The organism is Curtobacterium sp. 179-B 9B NHS, assembly GCF_045370965.1.
Taxonomy (GTDB): Bacteria; Actinomycetota; Actinomycetes; order Actinomycetales; family Microbacteriaceae; genus Curtobacterium.
The window spans coordinates 74,417-95,371 of record NZ_JBIQDQ010000002.1 but is presented as its reverse complement, the minus strand read 5'-3'; the positions used below and the strand labels follow the sequence as shown (position 1 = coordinate 95,371).

Annotated in this window: 17 protein-coding genes, 1 pseudogene and 1 riboswitch; of the genes and pseudogenes, 6 read left to right on the top strand and 12 right to left on the bottom strand. The window is 73.6% G+C overall.

What is annotated here, in order from left to right; translation table 11 throughout:
- Positions 1-78 precede the first annotated feature (78 nt).
- The 4 genes from ACH0A8_RS02265 (at position 79) to ACH0A8_RS02250 (ending at position 4,063) form a co-directional block, all read left to right on the top strand.
- Positions 79-567, top strand: a complete 489-nt coding sequence (locus ACH0A8_RS02265) for a MarR family winged helix-turn-helix transcriptional regulator (protein WP_066658477.1) — start codon at positions 79-81, stop codon at positions 565-567.
- Positions 564-1,913 carry a deoxyribodipyrimidine photo-lyase gene (locus tag ACH0A8_RS02260; protein WP_066655310.1) on the top strand — a complete coding sequence of 450 codons (1,350 nt, stop codon included), beginning with the start codon at positions 564-566 and terminating at the stop codon, positions 1,911-1,913. Before ACH0A8_RS02265 ends, ACH0A8_RS02260 begins: the two co-directional genes overlap by 4 nt.
- Entirely contained in the window at positions 1,910-3,400 is a 1,491-nt protein-coding gene (locus ACH0A8_RS02255) for a serine hydrolase domain-containing protein (protein ID WP_406906358.1), read from the top strand. The genes ACH0A8_RS02260 and ACH0A8_RS02255 overlap by 4 nt, the downstream gene beginning before the upstream one ends.
- 90 nt (positions 3,401-3,490) lie before the next feature.
- Positions 3,491-4,063: a hypothetical protein gene (locus ACH0A8_RS02250; protein ID WP_406906356.1), complete on the top strand. Its 573-nt coding sequence runs from the start codon at positions 3,491-3,493 to the stop codon at positions 4,061-4,063.
- A gap of 203 nt (positions 4,064-4,266) precedes the next feature.
- Here ACH0A8_RS02250 and ACH0A8_RS02245 read toward each other — a convergent pair whose 3' ends face one another.
- The 5 genes from ACH0A8_RS02245 to ACH0A8_RS02225 all read right to left on the bottom strand — a co-directional run bounded on the left by ACH0A8_RS02245 (position 4,267) and on the right by ACH0A8_RS02225 (position 10,379).
- On the bottom strand, positions 4,267-4,881 hold the full coding sequence (locus ACH0A8_RS02245; protein WP_251154599.1) for a superoxide dismutase: 615 nt from the start codon (positions 4,879-4,881) through the stop codon (positions 4,267-4,269).
- Positions 4,882-4,925: 44 nt separating this feature from the next.
- Complete coding sequence (locus tag ACH0A8_RS02240) at positions 4,926-5,435, bottom strand: flavin reductase family protein (protein WP_066655321.1); 510 nt, start codon at positions 5,433-5,435, stop codon at positions 4,926-4,928.
- Between the two features lie 131 nt (positions 5,436-5,566).
- Positions 5,567-7,090: an MFS transporter gene (locus ACH0A8_RS02235; protein ID WP_406906353.1), complete on the bottom strand. Its 1,524-nt coding sequence runs from the start codon at positions 7,088-7,090 to the stop codon at positions 5,567-5,569.
- 224 nt (positions 7,091-7,314) lie between these two features.
- Positions 7,315-8,337, bottom strand: a complete 1,023-nt coding sequence (locus tag ACH0A8_RS02230) for a LacI family DNA-binding transcriptional regulator (protein WP_251159594.1) — start codon at positions 8,335-8,337, stop codon at positions 7,315-7,317.
- Complete coding sequence (locus ACH0A8_RS02225; protein WP_406906351.1) at positions 8,316-10,379, bottom strand: aldo/keto reductase; 2,064 nt, start codon at positions 10,377-10,379, stop codon at positions 8,316-8,318. Before ACH0A8_RS02225 ends, ACH0A8_RS02230 begins: the two co-directional genes overlap by 22 nt.
- A 136-nt stretch (positions 10,380-10,515) precedes the next feature.
- Between ACH0A8_RS02225 and ACH0A8_RS02220 the strand changes: the two genes are divergently transcribed.
- Together ACH0A8_RS02220 and ACH0A8_RS02215 are read left to right on the top strand one after the other, a co-directional pair.
- Positions 10,516-11,070 carry a TetR/AcrR family transcriptional regulator gene (locus ACH0A8_RS02220; RefSeq protein ID WP_066655324.1) on the top strand — a complete coding sequence of 185 codons (555 nt, stop codon included), beginning with the start codon at positions 10,516-10,518 and terminating at the stop codon, positions 11,068-11,070.
- Between the two features lie 91 nt (positions 11,071-11,161).
- Positions 11,162-11,332, top strand: coding sequence for a hypothetical protein (locus ACH0A8_RS02215; protein ID WP_153257430.1), 171 nt, complete (start codon positions 11,162-11,164; stop codon positions 11,330-11,332).
- Between the two features lie 170 nt (positions 11,333-11,502).
- Here ACH0A8_RS02215 and ribH read toward each other — a convergent pair whose 3' ends face one another.
- From ribH to ACH0A8_RS02180, 7 genes and pseudogenes are all read right to left on the bottom strand, one after another.
- Positions 11,503-11,982 (bottom strand): 6,7-dimethyl-8-ribityllumazine synthase, encoded by a 480-nt coding sequence (gene ribH, locus ACH0A8_RS02210; RefSeq protein ID WP_066655326.1) that lies wholly within the window; start codon positions 11,980-11,982, stop codon positions 11,503-11,505.
- 20 nt (positions 11,983-12,002) lie between these two features.
- Positions 12,003-12,626 (bottom strand): annotated as a pseudogene (ribB, locus tag ACH0A8_RS02205) (3,4-dihydroxy-2-butanone-4-phosphate synthase); the annotation flags it as partial.
- A gap of 44 nt (positions 12,627-12,670) precedes the next feature.
- Positions 12,671-13,312, bottom strand: a complete 642-nt coding sequence (locus tag ACH0A8_RS02200) for a riboflavin synthase (RefSeq protein ID WP_406906348.1) — start codon at positions 13,310-13,312, stop codon at positions 12,671-12,673.
- Positions 13,313-13,408: 96 nt separating this feature from the next.
- A riboswitch (FMN riboswitch) is annotated at positions 13,409-13,542 on the bottom strand.
- 182 nt (positions 13,543-13,724) lie between these two features.
- Positions 13,725-16,169, bottom strand: a complete 2,445-nt coding sequence (locus ACH0A8_RS02195; RefSeq protein ID WP_406906346.1) for a bifunctional lysylphosphatidylglycerol flippase/synthetase MprF — start codon at positions 16,167-16,169, stop codon at positions 13,725-13,727.
- A complete protein-coding gene (locus ACH0A8_RS02190) occupies positions 16,166-17,494 on the bottom strand; it encodes an alpha/beta hydrolase (protein WP_406906344.1) in 1,329 nt (442 codons plus the stop codon). The genes ACH0A8_RS02195 and ACH0A8_RS02190 overlap by 4 nt, the downstream gene beginning before the upstream one ends.
- Before the next feature lie 171 nt (positions 17,495-17,665).
- A complete protein-coding gene (locus ACH0A8_RS02185) occupies positions 17,666-19,441 on the bottom strand; it encodes a hypothetical protein (RefSeq protein ID WP_406906343.1) in 1,776 nt (591 codons plus the stop codon).
- A gap of 29 nt (positions 19,442-19,470) precedes the next feature.
- Positions 19,471-20,901, bottom strand: a complete 1,431-nt coding sequence (locus tag ACH0A8_RS02180) for a hypothetical protein (protein ID WP_406906341.1) — start codon at positions 20,899-20,901, stop codon at positions 19,471-19,473.
- Positions 20,902-20,955: the final 54 nt, after the last annotated feature.

Sequence of the window (20,955 nt, the reverse complement as noted above, 5' to 3'; positions counted from 1 at the left end):
GCTGTCCCCCGCGACCCGACCGGTGTCACACGCCCCTCGGTAGTGTGGACCGACCGTACGACCGGAGGGACGACGACCGTGGACGACGTACGCCGCAGCGACAAGGCGACCGCCGTCGCGGCCTGGGAAGCCCTGTTCCGGGCACAGGTGACCGTGATGCGCGCACTCAACACCGACTTCCCGGGCGGTGAGATCTCCTTCAACGAGTACGACGTCTGCTTCAACCTGTCGACGCAGCCCGGACGACGCTGCCGGATGCGCGACCTGACCGGTCACCTGCTCCTGACACAGCCGAGCGTGAGCCGCCTGGTCGACCGCCTCGCCTCGCGCGGCATCGTCGAGAAGCAACCCGACCCGTCGGATGCGCGCGGCGTGATCGTCGCCCTCACGGCACACGGCTTCGACGTCTACCGCTCGGTGGCGGTGCAGCACGCGCAGACCATCGCCGACCAGGTCGGAGCCGGACTCGACGACGACGAACTCCGCACCCTCACGGAGCTGTGCACGAAGCTGCGCACCGCAGCCGGCGGTACCGGTCCCCGTCCGTCCGAGGCGGTGTCCGCGTGAGCGGCGCGGTCGTCTGGCTGCGCGAGGATCTCCGGCTCGGCGACAACCCGGCGCTCCGTGCCGCGATCGACCACGGCGGCCCGGTCACCGTCGTGGTCGTGCTCGACGAGGAGTCCGCGGGCATCCGTCCCGTCGGCGCCGCGAGCCGCTGGTGGCTCCACCACTCCCTCGCCGCCCTCGACGCCGAACTGCGGTCCCGGCACTCGCGGCTCGTCCTGCGCCGTGGCAGTGCCGCGCGGGTGATCCCCGAGGTGGTCGCGCAGGCCGGGGCGGACGCCGTCTACTGGAACCGTCGGTACGGCAGGGTCGAGCGCGATCTCGATGCGGGGATCAAGAGCGCCCTGACGGACGACGGCACGGAGGCCCACAGCTTCGCGGCGAACCTGCTCTGGGAGCCGTGGACGGTGCTCACCGGTCAGGGCGAGCCGTTCAAGGTGTTCACCCCGTTCTGGCGAGCGGCACAGGCCATGCCCGAACCGCGGCACCCGCTGCCGAAGCCGCGCGACCTGCCCGCTCCTGCGGACGTGGACTCCGACGACCTCGACGACTGGGCCCTGCTGCCGACGGAGCCGGACTGGGCCGGCGGCCTCCGCGACGCGTGGGAGCCCGGCGAGGCGGGGGCGCACCGCAAGCTCGAGCAGTTCGTTCACGACGCGCTCGAGGACTACGACCAGCGTGACGAGCCCGCGATGGCGGCGACCAGCGACCTGTCGCCGCACCTGCGCTGGGGCGAGGTCAGCCCGTACCAGGTGTGGCACCGCCTGCACGGCGAGCTCGAGCCCGAGCAGCGCCGCCAGGCCCCGGCGTTCCTCCGCCAGCTCGCGTGGCGGGAGTTCAACTGGAACGAGTACTTCCACTGCGACGACATCGCGACCGTGAACGTCCGCCGCGAGTTCGACGCGTTCCCGTGGCGTGACGTCGACGACGACGAGCTCGACCGCTGGCGGTACGGGCGGACGGGCTTCGACCTCGTCGACGCCGGCATGCGGGAACTCTGGCACTCGGGGGCGATGCACAACCGCGTCCGGCTGGCCGCGGCGAGCTTCCTCGTGAAGAACCTGCTCGTCGACTGGCGCATCGGCGAGCAGTGGTTCTGGGACACCCTGGTCGACGCCGACCCGGCGAACAACGCGGGCAACTGGCAGTGGGTCGCGGGCTCGGGCTTCGACGCCGCGCCGTACTTCCGCGTGTTCAACCCCGACCGGCAGATGGAACGCTTCGACCCGCACAAGGAGTACGTGCGGCGCTGGGTCCCCGCGGACGAGGAACGCCCCGAGCCGATGGTGGACCTCAAGGCCTCCCGGCAACGTGCACTGGACGCCTACGACCAGATGCGTCGCGCATGACGGTCCCGCGCGACGTGCTCGCCGAGGCCGACGCCCTGTTCGCCGCGCGGGTCGCCGACCGGGTCGCGCCGAGCAGCGTCTGGGGCGTGTTCGACCGGGAGGGCCTGGTCGCGTCCGGAGGACACGGTGACCGAGGCGACGGGAGCGCGCCCGACGCCGACACCGTCTACCGGATCGCGTCGTGCACCAAGAGCGTGACCGCGGCGACGCTGCTCACCCTGGTCGCCGAGGGGTCCGTCGCCCTCGACGACCCGATCACCACCGCCGTACCCGCGTTCGCCGAGGTCGCCCTCCCGTCGCCGGACGCCCCGGTGCCGACGCTCCGGATGCTCCTGACGATGTCCGGCGGGCTGCCGACCGACGACCCGTGGGCGGACCGGCAGGAGTCGATCGACGACGACGCCCTCGATGCCGTCCTCCGGGCAGGGCTGCTGTTCGACTCCGTCCCGGGCACCCGGTTCGCGTACTCGAACACCGGTTACGCCCTGCTCGGGCGCGCGATCGCCCGAGCAGCCGGCACGCCCTACGCCCGGGCGGTGACGGACCGCGTGCTCCGGCCGCTCGGACTGACCGACACCGTGTTCAGCGCCGCCGAGGCGCGCGGTTTCGTCGTCGTCGGCCAGCGCGACGACGACGGGTCGTGGACCCCGCAGCCGATGACCGGGCCGGGCGCGTTCTCGCCCATCGGCGGACTCTTCTCGACCGTCCGCGACCTGGCGCGGTGGGCCCGGTACCTCGCGTCGGCGTCCACCGCAGCGCCGGAGGACGGGCCGGTCTCCCCCGCGGACCGTCGCGCGATGCAGCAGGCGATGCGGATCGTGCCGTCCTCGGTGGTGCCCGCGGCGAAGCGACCGACGGCGTACGGGTTCGGACTGTTCGTGGAGCAGGACGACCGCGCGGGTGAGATCGTGTCGCACTCCGGCGGCTACCCCGGCTTCTCCGCGCACGTCCGGTGGTCGGTGGAGCACGGCCTCGGCGTGGTCGCGTTCGAGAACGCCACGCAGGCGAAGGTCTCAGCGCCGGCCGAGCGGGCGCTCGACCTGCTGCTCGCCGCGGCGCTCGACGCCGATTCGGCGGCGCCGGCGGCCGCCACCACCACGAGCGGATCAGCAGCCGCGCCGGGCGTCCGTCAGACCACGGAGGCCACGCACACCGCGCGTCGGGCCGTCACCACGCTGCTGCAGGCCTGGGCCGACCCGGCCGTCGACGACGACAGCGCGGCAGACCTGGGCGCCGCCGTCTGCACGCCGAACGTCCCCCTCGACCGCCCGTGGACCGCTCGACGGCGCGCCCTGCTCGAGTCCGCGCACGCCGTCGGTGCAGACCTCGCCGCCGCACCGGTCGACGAGCAGTCCTCGGTGCCGTCGCACCTGCGCTGGTGGCTGCCCGGCAACGCCGGCCGTCTGCGGATCGAGATCCGGCTCGCCCCCCTCGCGGCGGGTCGGGTGCAGAGCCTGACGGTGACGCCGGAGCGTGCCGAGCACTGAACCACGCGGACCGGCCGGTGATCGGCTAACATTTCAGGTGATCGTGTGCGCACGGTCGCCGTCCGATCACTCGACCTCGCGGGAGACGCCATGCCCAGGAGACCCGACCCGACCCTGAAGCCCGCGATCGTCGCGAAGGTCGCACGGCACCTGCAGGACACCAAGCTCGAGGACGCCTCCGTCCGCAGCCTCGGCCGGGTGCTCGGCACGAGCGCCTACCCGATCGTGTACCACTTCGGTTCGCGGGAGTCCCTGATCGACGCCGTGGTCGACCACCTGTCCGTCGACCAGGACCGGGCGCTCGACCCCGCCGCGGAGCCGTGCGCGCTCACCGACCACCTGCTCGCCGTCTTCGGCCGGCTCGACACCCCGGAGCGGCGACTCGCAGCCCGTCTGACGTTCGAGCTCGGCTGCGTCGAGGGCCTCGACGGCCGTGACCGCCAGCAGCGGCTCCACCGACGACGGGTCGACGAGCTCGCGGCCTGGTGCCGTGCGCACGGCCGGTGCGGGACGGACGCCGAGCGGACCGCCCGGGCGGTGGTCGCTGCGGCACGCGGTGCCCAGTGGAGCGCACTCGTCGACCCCGACCGCTCGGACGTGGACGGCGCGCTGCGGGCGATCGCCGAGGAGCTCGCGTCGTCCGTCCGCCTGGCGGCCGCCTGACCGCCGCACGGCACGACGCACGGACCGGCACCGTCGGATCGAGCGGCACCGTCGGACGGACCGGCACCGTCGGACGGACCGGCACCGACGGACCGACCGGCACCGTCGGACGGATCGGCACCGACAGACGGACGGGAGGCGCGGTGCCAGCCGGCACCGCGCCTCCCGTCCGTCAGCCGGTCAGCACGTGACCGGCAGCCGCGTCACAGGGTGATGAACGACTGCGACTTGGCGTTCGCGAAGCGAGCCGCGACGTTCTCCCAGTCGACGATGTTCCACACGGCCTTGACGTAGTCGGCCTTGACGTTGAGGTAGTCGAGGTAGAAGGCGTGCTCCCACATGTCGAGCATGAAGATCGGCACGACGCCCAGCGGCACGTTGGCCTGCTGGTCGAAGAGCTGGAAGGTCACGAGCTTCTGACCGACCTGGTCCCACGCGAGCACCGACCAGCCGGAGCCCTGGATGCCGTTGGCGACGGCGGCGAACTGCGCCTGGAACTGCTCGAACGAGCCGAAGAACTCGTCGATGGCGGCGGCGAGCTCGCCCTCCGGGACCTTCGTGTCCGGGCCGAGGTTGGTCCAGAAGATCGAGTGGTTGACGTGGCCGCCGAGGTGGAACGCGAGGTCCTTCTCGAGCTTGTTGATCGCACCGAAGTTGCCGGACTCGCGCGCCTCGCCGAGCTGCTGCAGCGCGGTGTTCGCACCGGTCACGTAGGCCTGGTGGTGCTTGTCGTGGTGCAGCTGCATGATCTTGCCGCTGATGTGCGGCTCGAGGGCGGCGTAGTCGTACGGCAGCTCGGGCAGGGTGTACTCGGCCATTCGAGGTCCTTTCGATCTGGGGTTGGTGGAGCGGGCTCCGCGGCTCAGGAGAGCCGGGAACGTTCGGAGAGGGAGTGGAACTCCCGGTTGTGGTAGACGAGCGGCTCACCGTGCGCCTGACCCACCACGATGTCGAGCACCTCGGCGACGACGACGGTGGACGAGCCGATCTCGGTCGTCGATCGCGGTCGGCACCGCAGCGCCGTCGCGGCGGCGGGCAGGTACCGGTCCCCGGTCGGCAACGTGCCCCACATCGGGTCGTCCGCTGCGGGGCTACCGGTCGCGGCGAACCGCTTGGCGAGGCCCACGCTGAGCGAGTCCACGAGGTGCACGACGAAGACGTCTGCGCCGAGCACGACGCCGGCCGAGCCGGACTTGGTCGACAGCGAGAAGACGAGCACGGGTGGGTCGACCGCGACGCTCGCGACGCTGGAGGCGGTCAGGCCCGTGGGACCGTCCGGCCCCTCGGCGGTGATGACCGCGACACCGGCGGGGTGTCCGCGGAAGGCGGCCTTGTACGCGTCGGCGGTCGTGGCCGGGGCTTCGTCGGGCATGGCAGTCGTGGTGTTCCTCCGGGTGGGATCGGCCGCGGCTGCGCGGCCACCTCCCAACGTAGGACCTCGACCGGGGTTCCGGTCAACGATTCCCAGCTTCGTCCGATCCCGGGCGCGCCGGACGACCCGGCTCAGTCGCGCTTGAGCATGACCACGGAGGCCGCCGCGGCGACGAGCATGAGCACCGCCGCCACGGCGCCGGTGATCGTCACACCGGAGTCGAACGCCGCACGAGCGCTCTCGAGCAGCGCCTGACCGGCCGAGCCTCCGAGGTCGGCGGCGGCCGACACGGCACCGCCGAGGGTCTCCTGCGCCGCTGTCCGGGCCGAGCCGGCGAGGGCGTCCGGCACCACCACGTGCGACCGGTACGCCGTCGCGAGGATCGTCCCGAGCACGGCCGTGCCGAGCACCGCGCCGATCTCGTACGCGGTCTCGGACACCGCCGACGCGGCACCGGCCTTGTCCGCGGGGGCCGTCGAGATGATGAGGTCGTTCGTGACCGTCTCGGACGCCCCGATGCCGATGCCGAGCAGCACGAAGGCGACTGCCAGCGCGACGATCGACGCGTGGTGTCCGAGGACCGACACCATCGCGTACGCGGCGGCCGAGAACGTCAGGGAGACGGCCACGACCCAGCGGGGGGCCACCCGCGCGACGATCGGCACGACGACGAGTCCGGCGACGATGGTGAGCACCGAACCGGGCACGAGCACCAGACCGGACGCGAAGGGGTCGAGCCCGGCGACGAGCTGCAGGTGCTGCGCGATGAAGAACAGGAAGCCGGTGAGCGAGAACATCGCGGCCATGTTCATGAGCACGCTGCCCGTGAACGCGGTGCTGCGGAACAACCGCAGGTCGAGCATGGGCGCGCGGGAGCGGAGCTGGCGGCGGACGAAGGCGATCCCGCAGAGCACGCCGACGGCGAGCAGCGCGATCGCGAACCCGCGCTCCTCGGGGTGCACGACCGACTTGATCGCCCAGGCGGTCGGGGCGAGGGCGCCGAGCGACAGGAGCATGCTCGGGACGTCGACGGGGCCGGGCTGCGGGTCGCGCGACTCCGGCACGGTGAACGGCACCGCGACGAGCATGACGACGAGGATCGGCACCGCGACGAGGAACACCGCACCCCAGTGGAAGTGCGCGAGCAGGACGCCGCCGACGAGCGGGCCGAGTGCGTTGCCGGCCGCGAACATCGTCGACCAGACGGCGAGCGCCATCCGCCGTTCCCCGGCGTCGACGAAGACGTTGCGGATGATGGAGAGCGTCGCCGGCATGAGCATCGCACCGAAGACCCCCATGACGGCGCGGGCTGCGACGAGCATCCAGGCCTCGGTCGCGAAGGCCGCCGCGACGGACAGCAGTGCGAACCCGGTCGCGCCGATCACGAGGATCCGGCGTCGCCCGATGCGGTCGCCGATGCTGCCCATCACGACGAGCAGGCCGGCGAGCACGAGGGGGTAGGCGTCGACGATCCAGAGCTGGGTCGTCGCGCTCGGGTCGAGGGCGCGCGCGATGGTCGGCAGCGCGAAGCTCAGCACGGTGTTGTCGACGGAGATGAGCAGCACCGGCAGCATCAGGACGGCGAGCGCCGCGAACCGTCGGGCGCGGCTGCCGGTGACGGCGGTGGCGACGGGGCTGGTGAGCAGAGTGGACACGGTGACTCCCTGGGGAACGAGCCGGACCAGGTCGACGGCGGACACTTTCGGTGGGGCAGACGAGACGGGACGCGGAAGTGGTCACGCGCCCCGTCAGGACTCCATGAGTGTACCGTCTGGACGGTTGTGGTTGCAAGTGCAACCAACGGGCGGACGGGAGGCCCGTGGCCGGACCGCCACGAGCCTCCCGTCCGCCTTCCGCTCCCGTCGGCGGCCGTGGGCACTCAGGCGGACTCGCGCACCAGCAACCGGTGGCGGACGGTGCGCTGCACCGCCGCGCCGGAGCGCGGCAGGTCACCGGCGAGCATGCCGATGGCGAGGTCGAGGGCCTCGCGCGCGACCGCGTCGAGGTCGACCGCGAGCGTCGTGAGGGTCGGCGCGACGAGCGTGCCGATCGCCAGGCCGTCGACCCCGACCACCCGCACGTCGCCCGGCACGTCCACCCCGGCCCGGCGGCAGGCACCCAGGACCCCGAGCGCCATGAGGTCGTTGAAGGCCAGCACCGCGTCGACGCGACGGAAGCGCTCGAGCGCCCTGGTCGTCATCGCCGCGCCCAGCTCCGAGGTCGGGGCGTCGGCGATCGCGATCTCGGGCAGGTACCCACGGCGCCGCAGGGCGTCGAGCATGAGCCGGCCACGACCGCTCGGACGGCCGGTGTCCGACGCATCGACGATCACCGGGTGCCGGACCCCCGTGTGCACGAGGTGGTCGGCGAGGTCCTCGACCGCCTCGGCGGGGTCGATGCGGACGGCACCGCGGAGGACCTCGCCGGCAGGGTCGAGCTCCACCACGGGGACGGTGCCCAGACGCTCGATGAGCTCGGGCGCCCGGGCACCGAGGTAGCCGAGCACCACGTCCGTCTGGACCCCGAGCGCCTGGACCGCGCGGTCCGAGTCGCCCGCGAGCCCCGCGTCGGCCAGCATGACGTCCCACCCACGACCCGCAGCGAGGCGGAGCACCGCCGCCGCGAGCTCCGGCGAGTACGGGTTCCGCAGGTCGTCGACGACGAGACCGAGCTGCCGGTCGCCACCCGTGACGAGCCCACGGCCGAAGCGCGACGGGCGGTAGTCGAGCGCCGCCGCCGCCGCGAGCACGCGCTCCTTCGTCGCCGGACTGATGCCGTACAGGCCGTTCACCGCGCGGGTGACCGTCTGGCGCGAGACCCCGGCCGCGGCCGCGACGTCGTGGATCGTGGCGCGCGCCGGGGTCCGGCCGACGGTGCGGCTCAGGCGCGCAGGTCCAGCCACGCGACCTGCTCCGCGCTGAGCTCGACCGACAGCCCCGTCATCGAGGAGCGGGCCTCGGCGATCGTGCGCGGCCCGAACAGCGGGAACGTCGGGAACGGCTGGTGCAGCACGTACGCCAGGGCGATCGCCGTCGCCGGCACGCCGTACTGCTCGCCGAGCTCACGGGCGCGACGGAGCCGCTCGAAGTTGTCGTCCGAGTAGTAGCAGCGCACGAGCTCGGCGTCGCTCGTGTCGTCCGGGGCGGCGCGGCCGGTGAAGAACCCGCGGGCCTGCGACGACCACGGCAGCAGCGGCACCTGGCGCTCCTCGAGCCAGCGCTTCGACGCCGGGTCCGTGGCGTGCTCGCAGCCGTCCCACGGCACGTCGTACGCCTCGGCCAGGCCGAAGTGGTTGCTGAGGACCTCGAAGCCGTGCTTCCCGTTCGCCGCCGCGTAGGCGTTCGCCTCGTCGAAGCGCGCCGGCGTCCAGTTCGATCCGCCGAAGACGCGGATCCGGCCGGCGCGACGGTGCTCGTCGAGGACGTCGACGAACTCCCCCACCGGCACGTCCGGGTTGTCGCGGTGCATCATGTAGATGTCCGCGTGGTCGGTGCCCTGGCGCTCCAGGCTCTCCAGCAGCTGCCGGGTCAACGACTCCGGGTCGCAGTACGGCGTGTGCGCACCCTTCGTGATGACCACGACGTCGTCGCGGATGCCGCGGTTCTGGATCCACTGGCCGAGTCGTCCCTCGAGCACCCCGCCGCCGTAGACGTAGCCGGTGTCGAAGACGTTGCCGCCCTGCTCGACGAACATGTCGAAGATCGCGCTCGCGTGGGCGAGGTCGGGCTGGTTGTCGACACCCATCACCAGGCGGGACATGCGCTTGCCGACGCCGGGGACCTCGCCGTAGCGCATCGGGGCGTCGTCGCGGACGCGCAGCGGACGGCCGCTCACCGTCGGGACGTCGGCGGTCTCGGCCTCGAACGGGTAGCGCAGGCCGATCGCGGCGCGCCAGCGGTCGAGCGTGCGGGCGGTGGCGAGGCTCTCGTCCAGGGTCATCTGCGCCGCCTCGACCGCGTTCGACGCCAGCGCCGCCGTGGTCGCGTCGGCCTCGAGCGCGTAGGGCTGCGCACCGGCGAAGGAGAGCGTGCGGGGCTCCTCGTCGACCGTGTGGACGGTGATCGTCGGGTCGGCGGAGAGCGTCCACGGGTCGGTCAGCACGATGCGGCCGCGCGAGCCGTGCACCGTGACGGCGTTCTCGTCCTGCACGCGGACGCCGGTGCGGACGCTGGCGGTGGTGCCGTCGCGGTAGGTCAGGTGTGCGACCGTCCACTCGTCGACGCCGGTCGGCCCGAGGGTGCCGGTGGCGGTCAGCTCGACGGGCTCGGCGACAGCGACGCCCGTGGCGGCCTGCACGACCGCGGCGGCCATGGTCACCGGGTACCCGCCGACGTCGAGGATCCCGCCGCCGGCCGTGGCGACGTCGAACAGCCGACCGGTGCGCTCCCCGCTGCGGAACGCGAAGGACGCGTCGACGTGCACGACGTCACCCACGACGCCCTCGCGCACGAGGTCGAGCAGTGCGGCGGTCTGCGGGTGGAAGCGGTACATGTACGCCTCGACCAGCGGCAGTCCGGCCTGGCGGGCGGCGTCGGCCAGGGCCATCGCCGTGCCGTGGTTCGGGGCGAGGGGCTTCTCGCAGAGCACGGCCTTGCCGGCGTCGAGGGCGCGGAGCACCAGGTCGGCGTGGCCGGAGTGCACGGTCGAGACGTACACCGCGTCCACGGCGGTGTCGGCGAGCACGGCGTCGTACTCCCCCGCTCGGACGTCGGTGAAGCCGTGGTCGGCCGCCTCGTCCGTGAACGCCTGCGCCCGGTCGGTCGAGGAGCTGCCGGCGGCCACGAGGGTACCGGTGCTCGCGGGCAGCTGGGAGAGGAAGCGGCGGGCGATGCCACCCGGACCGAGGACGGCCCAGCCCGCTCTGGTCGGGGCCGGGGTCGCCGAGCCGTCCGTCCCGGGGCCGTCGGCGGGCGTGCTGGAGGGGGTCGCGGTCTGCGCTGACATGCGGATCCTGTTCGTGTCGTGAACCTTCACGGTCACGGCGACGCTAGCCGCGCAGATGCTGCGGGACAACCCGTTCGTGAACGTTCACGGAACCCGGCGGTCGTCACGGTCCGGACGGTTCCCTAGACTCGTCCGCATGGCAAGTGCCCGAGACCGTGTCCTGGACAGCTTCGTCGCCATCGTGTGCGAGGAGGGCGAGCGTCCGGCGACCCTCGACGCCGTCGCCGCGCGGGCCGGTGTCTCGAAGGGCGGGCTGCTCTACCACTTCGGGTCGAAGGCAGCGCTGGTCGAGGGGCTGTGCGAGCGCCTGTCCGACCTGTCCGCCATCGACGTCGACCGCATGCGCGACGCCGAGGACGGCGCTGCGCGGTACTTCGTGCGCAACTGCCTCTTCGTGGGCAGCGAGCTCGACCTCGCCCTGCTCGCGGCCAGCCGGCTGCAGCAGGCCGGGTACGAGGAGGCCGGGCGCACCCTCGACGAGACCGAGAACGCGTGGCTGGAGACCCTGGTCGACGCACTCGGGGACGTCCCCACGGCGCAGGCGGTCAAGTTGCTCGGCGACGGGCTCTACCACCAGGCGTCCCTCGGCGCCGCGATCGCGACCGACGTCCGCCCGAACCGCGGCACCGTCGACATGGACGCCCTGCTCGCGGTCGTCGACCGGCTCATCGCGACCCGGCCGGCAGCCTGACGTCGGCGTCTCCCGGACGTCCGTGAACCGGTCCGCTCCTTCCTGGGGATAGACTGGTCCCGATCCACCCGCTCGAACCGGAGGTACCACCGTGGGCCGCGTCATCGCCGCTTTCTTCTCGATCCTGCTGCTGCTGGTGTCGATGTACCTGTTCGGGTTCGCGTTCCAGGTGCAGTCGGGGCAGGCCTTCGTCTTCATGGGCGGCCTCGTCCTCATGAGCCTCTCGTTCTTCCTGCCGATCCACGTCTTCGGCAAGAAGTAACCACAGCCGTACCGCGACGGCCCCGCACCTCTCCGGAGGGTGCGGGGCCGTCGTCGTCCGTGCGGGGTGCCACCGTCACGGTGTCTCCGTCGAACTGTGTCGAACCACGAATCCGACATCGAACCACGCGCCTCGGCTGGTTCGATTTCGGATCCGTGGTTCGTCGCGGGTCAGGCCATCTGGCGCAGGCTCCGCAACGAGAGGGCCGTGGCGATCGCCGCGTGCGCGGCCTCGGCGCCCTTGTCCTCCTTCGACCCGGGCAGACCGGCGCGGTCGATGCCCTGCTGCTCGTCGTCCAGCGTCAGCACGCCGAAGCCGACGGGCTTGCCGGTCTGCAGCGCGACGCTCGTCAGACCGTCCGTCGCCGCACTCGACACGTACTCGAAGTGCGGGGTGCCCCCGCGGATGATCACCCCGAGGGCGACGACCGCGTCGAACCCGCTCTCGAGCGCCGCCTTCGCGACGACCGGCAGCTCGAAGCTCCCCGGCACCGGGACGACCTGTGCGGTTGCGCCGAGGCGCTGCACCTCGCGCTGGGCTCCGGCGAGGAGGCCCCCGGCGATCGTCTCGTGCCACTGCCCGGTCACGATCGCCACCCGGACGCCCGTGCCGTCGACGTGGTCGCGCTCCGCCGCTCCTGCTCCGCTCATCGTGTCGTTCCCTCCTGGGGTGCGGACTCCGCCGCCGCCCGGTCTGCCGCCTCGAGCCACTCGACGAGTGCGGCGATGGTGATGACGGGCACGCCCTCGCGCGCCCCGAGTTCGACGAGGCCCGGCAGACGCATCATCTCGCCGTCCTCGCCGACGATCTCGCAGATCGCCGCCGCGGGCCGGAGCCCGGCTGCGGTGACCAGTTCGATCGCGGCTTCGGTGTGCCCGGCGCGTTCACGGACGCCGCCGGGTCGGGCCCGCAGCGGGACGACGTGTCCCGGGCGGTGCAGGTCGTCCCGGACCGAGGTCGGGTCGGCGAGCACCCGCAGCGTCCGTGCCCGGTCGTGCGCGCTGATGCCGGTCGTCACACCGACCGCAGCGTCGACCGTCACCGTGTACGCGGTGCCGCGGACGTCCTCGTTGTGCGCGACCATCGGGGGCAGGTCGAGCGCATCGGCGATCTCGGCGCTGACCGGGGCGCAGATGAAGCCCGACGAGTGCGCGACCGTCCACGCGATCCACTCCGGCGAGGCCGTCTCGGCGGCGAGGATCACGTCGCCCTCGTTCTCACGGTGCTCGTCGTCGGCCACGATCACCGGACGCCCGGCGGCGATCGCCGCGACCGCGTCGGCGATGCTCGACAGGTGCGGCCCGGCCGCCTGCTCGGCGTGCGGGGCGTCGACGGCGCTCACCGTGTCTCCGGGACGAGAGCCGTGGCGGCGTCGAGCCGGAGCATGCGGCGGACGTGTCGCGCGAGGACGTCGGTCTCGATGTTGACCCGGTCGCCGGGCACGCGGGTACCGAGCGTCGTGGCCTCGAGTGTCTCCGGGATGAGGCTGACCTCGAACCAGGCATCGGTCGGCGGGACGTCCTCGGCGGAGACGGCGCTGACCGTGAGCGAGACGCCGTCGATCGCGACCGACCCCTTGTCGACGACGAGCGGGCTGAGGTCGGGGGCGAGCGAGAAGCGGACGCGCCGCCAGCCGTCACCGTCGGCGGTCTCGAGCACCGTGGCGGTGCCGTCGACGTGCCCCTGGACGATGTGGCCGCCCAGTCGGTCGCCGACCGAGGCCGCTCGCTCCAGGTTGAGTCGATCACCCACGTCGAGCGCGCCGTGCGCGCTCATGTCGAGCGTCTGCTTCATGACGAAGGCGGTGAAGGTCTCGTCCGTCTGCTCGACCACGGTCAGGCAGACGCCGCTCGTGGCGATGGAGTCGCCGTGCCGCGCGTCGGCGACGACCTTCGGGCCGCGGACGGTGAGCGCGACGGAGTCGCCGTGCTGCTCGACGGCGGTGACGGTGCCGAGTTCCTCGATGATGCCGGTGAACACTGGTGTCCTCTCAACGGGACTCCGGGGGTGCTCGACGATCGTCGGCATGGACGGACGGGTCGTGGCACCCCGGGTACGAGGGCACGTCCTGTCCGCCTGCGCTTCCTCCCGTCCGGACTCTCACCGTCGGTCCCGGAGTTCCGCCGGGTCAACATCGGCGGGGTTCGCACCCTGCGTCAGCTCGTGGACTGTCACCACCGGTTCGGAATTGCACCGACCCCGGAGCGCTTGCGTGACTGAAATGATACCCCACACACCGGGCGCCCGTCCGGGGCCGTTGCCCCGTGTGACGTGGAGACACCTGCCGGGCACGGGACGGACGGGAGGCGCGGGGCGGCGCCGCCACGGGCCTCCCGTCCGTCCCGTGGTGCGTGCGGGACGCCGGCGTCGGTCCGGCACGGCCGGACCGGTCTCAGCTCCGCCCGCGGACCAGCGCCACCGCCTGCCGCAGGGACAGGTCCGGCAGGTAGGCCCGCACGACGGCGACACCGATCGCCGGGAGCGCCACCGGGTCCGGGTAGGCGAGCACCAGCGGGTGCAGCTCCGGCCCGAACTTCGCCTTGAAGCGCAGCAGCGAGCGGAACCCGTAGACCGGTTCGAGCACGCCGCCCACCAGGTCGAGCAGGTCCTGCACGCCCTCGCCCGCGGGGGAACCCTCCGCGGACTGCGCGAGCGGTGCGGCGGACAGGCTGAGCCGCTCGACGCCGTCCTCGCGCATCCGCTGCGCCGCACTCGCGACGAGGAACTCCATCACTCCGTTCGGGGCCGCGCCCGTGCGCCGCATCACGTCGAGCGTCCACCCCACGACCCTGCCGGCTCGGTGGCTCGGCAGCCAGCTCGTGACGGCGAGGACGGTGCCCTCGGGGTCGAGCGCGACGAGCGTGCGCACCGCCGGGTCCCGCATCTCGTCGACGCCACCGAGCGTGAAGCCCATCTCGGGCAGCTCGCGCTCCGAGACCCACTCCTCGGAGATCGCCTCGATCTGCCGGACCGTCGCCGGGGGCAGGTCCTGCCACGAGGACCACAGGGCGGTGATGCCCTCGCGGTCCGCCTTGTTCACGGCGGTGCGGACGTCCTGCTTCTTCTTGCCGCTCGTGGTCCACGTGCGGGGGTCGAGGTCGGCGTCCTCCGCGACCGGCAGCGTCTCCCACCCCTGCGCGGTGAGGGTCCCGGCGGCCTCGGTCCCGATGCCGTAGAAGACGGCGGTCCAGCCGTTGTCGTCACACCACCGCGCGAACGCGACCATCGCCGCGTCGCGGGCGTCCGGCCACCCGAAGGGACCGCCGACCGTCACCGCGACCCGCCCGTTGCGGCGGAACGCGACACCGGCGCGGCCGTCCTCGCTGAACCAGTACGCGTTGCCCTGCCAGGTGGTCATCCACCCGAAGGTGTCGCCGCCGGCGGCCTCGAGCAGCGTGCGGGCGCGGAGTCGGCTCTCGCGGAGTCCGTCGACGTCGGCGTCCGGCTCGACGGCGCCCGTGGGACGGACGGCGGCACCGGCCACGACCAGCCAGAGCACCGGGCCAGCGGCGCCGAGCACGAAGCGCAGCGCCGGGTCGAGGGACGCCAGCCGGTCCCAGAACACCACGGGCGACAGTGGGCCGAGCGCAGCGACGACGAGCCGCAGCGGGTCCGCGACCGTCTCGCGCGTGGACGCCGCGGTGACGAGCACGACGGTCGTCACCACGCCGAGTGCGACGAGGACGACCACGGCGAAGGTCACGACGCGTCGCCGTGCGGGCAGCACCGTGAACGAACGGCGGAGCAGCACGAGCACGAGCGCGGTGGCGAGCGGCACGACGACGGAGGCGGTCACCGAGACGGTGACCACGAACCGGTTCTCGGCCCCGTGCAGCTCCGCCGCCCCGGCGGGCAGGAGCCCGTAGGTCACGGCGGCCGCGACGGCGAGCACGACGTCGACGACCACGGCGAGCCAGACCGCGAAGCGACTCCCCCGGAACAGCCCGAGGCCGGCGACGAGGAGCACGACGAGCGGTGCGACCGCGAGCACGAGCGTCCACGGGTCGGTGGCCCGGTACGCCAGCAGCCCCCGCAGGCACTCGCCCGACGCGCTGTCCGCGTGGCAGCCGTGGACGGGGGTGACCGGCCCGGTGCCGACGACGGCCGCGAGCGGGGCCAGGAGCCCGACGCGGGCACGGGAGAGGAGCGCGATGACCGGACCCACGGCCGACACGAGGACCACGGTGCCGAGCAGGACCCGGGTCTCGCGGTGCGAACTCCTGGTCCAGCCGATCCGGGCGGGGCCCCGGCGGAGCAGGTCGCCGAGCAGCCACCCGGCCGCCGCCGCGAGCGATGCGTAGAGGTCCGAGGCGTGTCCGGCGTACAGCAGCAGCGCGGCGACGACGGCGACGACGTTGACCCGGATCCGTCGGCGCCACAGCGGACCGGCGAACGCGCTCGCGGTGACGATCGTCCCGACGATGGCCGTCCACGGGTCGAAGCTCGTCGCGCGTCCGAGCAGCAGCGCGCCGGCCGCGCGGCCGTCCTGGTCGACGAGGGCCGTGAGGGCGCCGAGCCCCGTGCCGACGACGGTGGTCACGACGAACGCAAGGGCCGTCCGCCTGCTGCCCATCAGTCGCTCCGACGCCCCGACGAGCGCCACCACACCAACGAGGGTGAGGGCGAGCGCCAGCGCCCCGGTGGTGACGGCGAAGACCCGGAAGGGTCCGAAGTGCACGGTGTCCAGGGAGCCGGTGTGCCCGACGACGCGGACGACGAGGCCCGCGATCGAGGTGAGGAGCACGAGGACGACGACGACCGCCGTGACCGGGTGCCGCCGGGTCGACCTGACGATCCGCGACCCGAGGGCGGCCGCTCCTGACGTGGTCCTGCTCACAGCGCACCGTCCTCCTGCGGGAGACCGAGGTGTGCCAGGACGACCGGCAGTCCGTGGGCCAGCACGTACCGCACGGTGTTCCAGTCGTGCGCCGAACCCGGCGACACGATGACCTGCGTCTGCATGCCCGCACGGACCGCTGCGGCGTGCAGGGTCTCGGTCGACGCCCGGTAGGGGGCGTCGTCCTGACCGTAGCCGAAGACGGTGAGGTGGTCGTGGTACGGCCCGTGCGCCGCCATGATCGCGACGGGCGCCGCGGCACGGTAGGCGGCAGCCGAACCACCGAACGCCAACGCGGTGCTCCGCTGCGCGTCGCCGGTCACCGGGGCGAGCTCGCTCGAGATCGCCAGGGCCGCACCGAAGACGTCGGGGTGCTCGGTGGAGAACTGCATCGTGCACGTCGCGCCCTGCGAGAACCCGAGGATGCCCCAGGCTCCTGCTCCGCTGGCGACCGGCAGGTGCCGCTCGATCCAGTGCACCGTGTCGGTCATCACGTAGGTGGCGCTCCTGCCGAGGCGCCGGGAGTCCACGCACATCGGGTTCCGGTTCGGCGCCGCGAGCTGGTCCGGCGACACGACGATCGGGGCGAGACCGTGGTGCGCGGCGGCGTAGCGGTCGAGGAAGCTGCCGAGGTCGCCGGTCTGGAACATGTCGGCCGGTTGCCCGGGCTGCCCGGAGAGCGCGACGAGGACGGGCAGCCGCGGCGGGTGGGCCACCTGTGCGGCCGGCGGGAGCCAGACCACTGCCTTGCGCGCCCGGAAGTGCGACACCGTCCCCGGGATCGTCACGCTGACGGTCTCGCCCTTCGACGGCATGCCGGCCGGCGCGTGCCAGTCCGCCGCGTCGACCTCGAGGTGCGACCCCGGGTCCGACAGCGGCGGCAGGTCCCGGCTCCGGTAGGGGTTGGTCGCGACGGCCTGCTCGATGTTCTTGTAGAACCCGAAGTCCACGTTGACACCGAGGCCCGCCGACAGCACGAGCGCACCGGCCGCGGCGACGGCGAGGACCCGTGCGAGCCACCCGCCCTGCACCGCCACGACGAGCAGGAGCGCCACGCCCGCGAACGCGAACGCCACCCACATCCGCGTGACCGGGGTGAACTGCACGCCGAAGTCGTCCTGCACGTCGCCGGTCCACCACACGGCGACGAGGCCGATCGCCGCTCCGACCGCCGCTCCCCCGACCCGGACCGCGGCACGACGCAGCCGGTGCCGCTCGTGCACCGGACCGACCAGGACCCACCCGGCGAGGAGGGCTGCGAGGACGTACACCGGGACGAGCAGGCGGCTGCCGGTGATCGGGACGCGGAGGAGTTCGTGGAGCACGGGTTCATCGTGGCCCCGCACCGCTGCCGCACAGCCTCGGAAGCGCTTCCACTGCGCACAGGTTGGGCACTGATCGCTCCCAGGGATGCTCCAGGCGCTCCACAGCGGCATCCGGTTCGCGGACACGGGTCGGAGGGGCGCCGCGGACGACGCCCCTCCGACTCCCTGGTGTCAGGCGATGCGCCTGCGGAGCACGAGCACGCCGGCTCCGAGGAGCAGGAGCAGGAACGCGATGCCCGCCGGGACCGTCTGCGAGCCGGCTCCGGTGTACGCGAGCTCCGGCTGCGCCGCCGGCGCAGCAGCGGCGGTCGTCCCCGTCGAGGACGCCACGGTCGACCGGGAGGCGCTGGTCGCCGTGACCGCGCCGGCCGCGGTGACCTCCGTGCTCGCGACCGGGACGGTGGTCGCCTCCGGCACCGAGGTGCCGGGGGTCGTCCCGCCCGTCGTGTCACCGGGCGTCACGCCCGGGTCCGTGCCGGGGTCGGTCCCCGGGACCGTGCCGGGGTCGGTCCCCGGGTCCGTACCGGGGTCGGTCCCCGGGTCCGTACCGGGGTCGGTCCCCGGGTCCGTGCCGGGGTCGGTGCCCGGGTCCGTACCGGGGTCGGTGCCCGGGTCCGTACCCGGGTCGGTGCCCGGGGTCGTGGTGCTGGTGCCGTCACCGACGATGCCGATGCCGTTCCCGCCGACGGTGATCGGCACGCTGATCACGGGGATCACCTGCGTCCCGCCGAGCAGACCGCCGTCACCGGAGGTCGTGCCACCCGCGACCGGGGTCGAACCCGAACCCGAGCCGGTGCCGGTCGTGCCGGTGCCGGTGCTGGTGCCGTCACCGACGACGCCGATGCCGTTCCCACCGACGGTCACCGGGATCGCGACCACCGGGGCGACCTGCGTCCCGGAGCCCACGCCGTCGTCACCCGACGTCGTGCCACCCGCGACCGGGGTCGAACCCGAACCCCCGCCGGTGCCGGTCGTGCCGGTGCCGGTGCTGGTGCCGTCACCGACGACGCCGATGCCGTTCCCGCCGATCGTGATCGGCAGGTCGACGATCGGTGACACCTGCGTGCCACCGAGCACAGCGTCGTCACCGGACGTCGTGCCACCCGCGGTCGGAGTCGAACCCGAACCCGAACCCGAACCCGGGGCAGCGGTCGGCGCCGTCCCCGTCGCGGAGCCGTCACCGAGCACCCCGATGCCGTTGCCGCCGACGGTCACGGGGACGGACACGACCGGGGCGACCTGCGTCCCGGACGCGATGCCGTCCGAACCGGACGTCACCGGCTCGGCTGCCGGTTCCGGGACCGCCGGGCTGCTCGTCGCCGCGGCCGGAGCGGACGCCGGAGCGGCTTCCGCGTCATCCGCGACACCGACGGCGTTGCCGGTGACCGACACCGGAGCGGTGACGTCACCGACGACCTGCGTCCCCGACGCGACAGCGTCCGAGCCGGTCGTCGTCGGAGCAGGAGCAGGAGCCGGGGCGGGCGCCGGAGCCGAAGCGGGCGCCGGAGCGGTCGCCACGGCGTCGCCCGCCACGGCGACCGCGTTGCCGGTCGCCTGCACCGGTGCCGTCACGACGGGCGCGACCTGGGTACCGGACGCGATGCCGTCGTCACCCGAGGTGGCCGGGGCAGGGGCAGGAGCCGGAGCCGGAGCAGCCGGAGCGGGAGCCGGAGCCGAGCCGGTCGTGGACACGGCGTCGCCGAGCACCCCGAGGGCGTTCCCGGAGACGGACACCGGGGCACTGATCGACGGTGCCACCTGGGTGCCGGACAGGAGGCCGTCGTCACCGGAGGTCGTGGCGGCGTTCGCCACCGCGGTCCCCCCGAGCGTCAGGCCGCCGACGAAGAGGGTGAACCAGAGCCCTCTCGAGACGTACTTGTTCATGGTCGTTCGTTCCTCACTGATCGAGATCTGTCCTCCGACCGCGATCGCGGTCGGGTGGTGCATGCCTGCCGTGCTGGACAGGCGCACCGATCTCAGTCAGGAGCGACGTCGTGGTCGCCGACGACGGACGCGGGGACCACGTCGTCGGCGAGGCTGCCGCGTGACCCCACGGCGAGGGAGAACCGGACACCGGAGGTGCCGTCGAGCCCGACGGGCGCGGCGCCCGCGGAGCCGGAGGTGGCACCGCCCGCGGCACCGGAGACGCCCGGGCCGGACGGGAGGCCGTCGTGGCCGTCGCCGTCCGCCGGGACGAGCAGCGCCGCCCCGCCGACGGTCGCCGCGGCCGGCACCGGAGCGGCCGGGGCGGCAGCACCGACGACGGTGGCGACCGCCACGTGCTCGGTGGCCGGAGCGCCGTCGCGTGCGACGTCACCCGGTACTGCCGGGACACCGGCCACCGTCAGTGGGCCGCTGGCGCCGTCCACGGCGACGACGGAGGCCGGGGTGGGCGCGTCGTGCCGGACGCGCACCGGCTGCTCGTCCGTGCCGCCCACCGGGGTCGGCGCGGTCCCGGGGACGGGCGCCGTGCCTCCCGGCAGGAGGGGCGGCAGCGGGGCCGGCGTGACGGGGAGCGGCAGGACCGGCGTCACCGGGAGCGGCAGGACCGGGAGCGCGTCCTCGACGGGCGGGAGGACCTGCTCGACCGTGCCGGGCAACGATCCGACGGTCGTCCCGACACGGTCGACCACGTCGTCGACCGCTCCGGTGACCGGCGCGGTGACGGTGCCGACGGTGTCGTCACCGAGCAGGTCGCGGGTCACCGGGAGGGCGCCGACCACGCTGTCGACCGTGTCGACGACGCCCGTGACGGGCCGTGCTCCCGTGACCGTCTGCACCGTCTCGGTGACGGGGCGGAGGGCGCCGGTGAGGGTGTCGGTGAGCGGCCGGGAGGCACTGCTCGCCACGTCCTCACCACCGGCGGTCGTCGGCGTGGCCGGGATTGCGGCGGTGCCGGTCGGCGGAGTCGGCGACGCCTGCGGCGTGGTCGGGGCCTGCTGGGCCGCCGGCGTCTGCTGTGCGGTCGTCGTCTGCTGGGTGGTCGGCGTCTGCGTGCTGGTCGCTGGGACGGCCGGTGCGGCGTGCTGCACGACCGGCGGTGCCGGCGGTGCGGGACGCGCCGGGGCGGGAGCCGCGGCGGCAGGAGCCGGAGCGGCAGCGACGGGAGCCGGAGCAGCGGGGGCGGGAGCCGGAGCCGCTGGCACCGGGGCAGCGGCGGGCGGTGCGACGGCCTGCCGCACGGGGGCGACCGCACTGTCGACGGCCTGCGTCGCTCCCTGCACGGTGTCGCCGACGTCCTGGACCAGCCCGCTGACCAGCCCGCGCTGCTGCGGAGCCCCCTCGGCTGCTGCGGCCGGACGGGCACCGAGGAGCAGCGAGAGCAGCACGAGCGCAGCGGCGACCCCGACGCCCACGAGGGCGGTCCGGAGCAGCGCGCGCCAGGGGTCGCGCAACGGCTGGTCCATGCGCTCACCTCCTGATCTCGGCTGCGCACGTAGAGTGGTTGACCGGCACTGTAC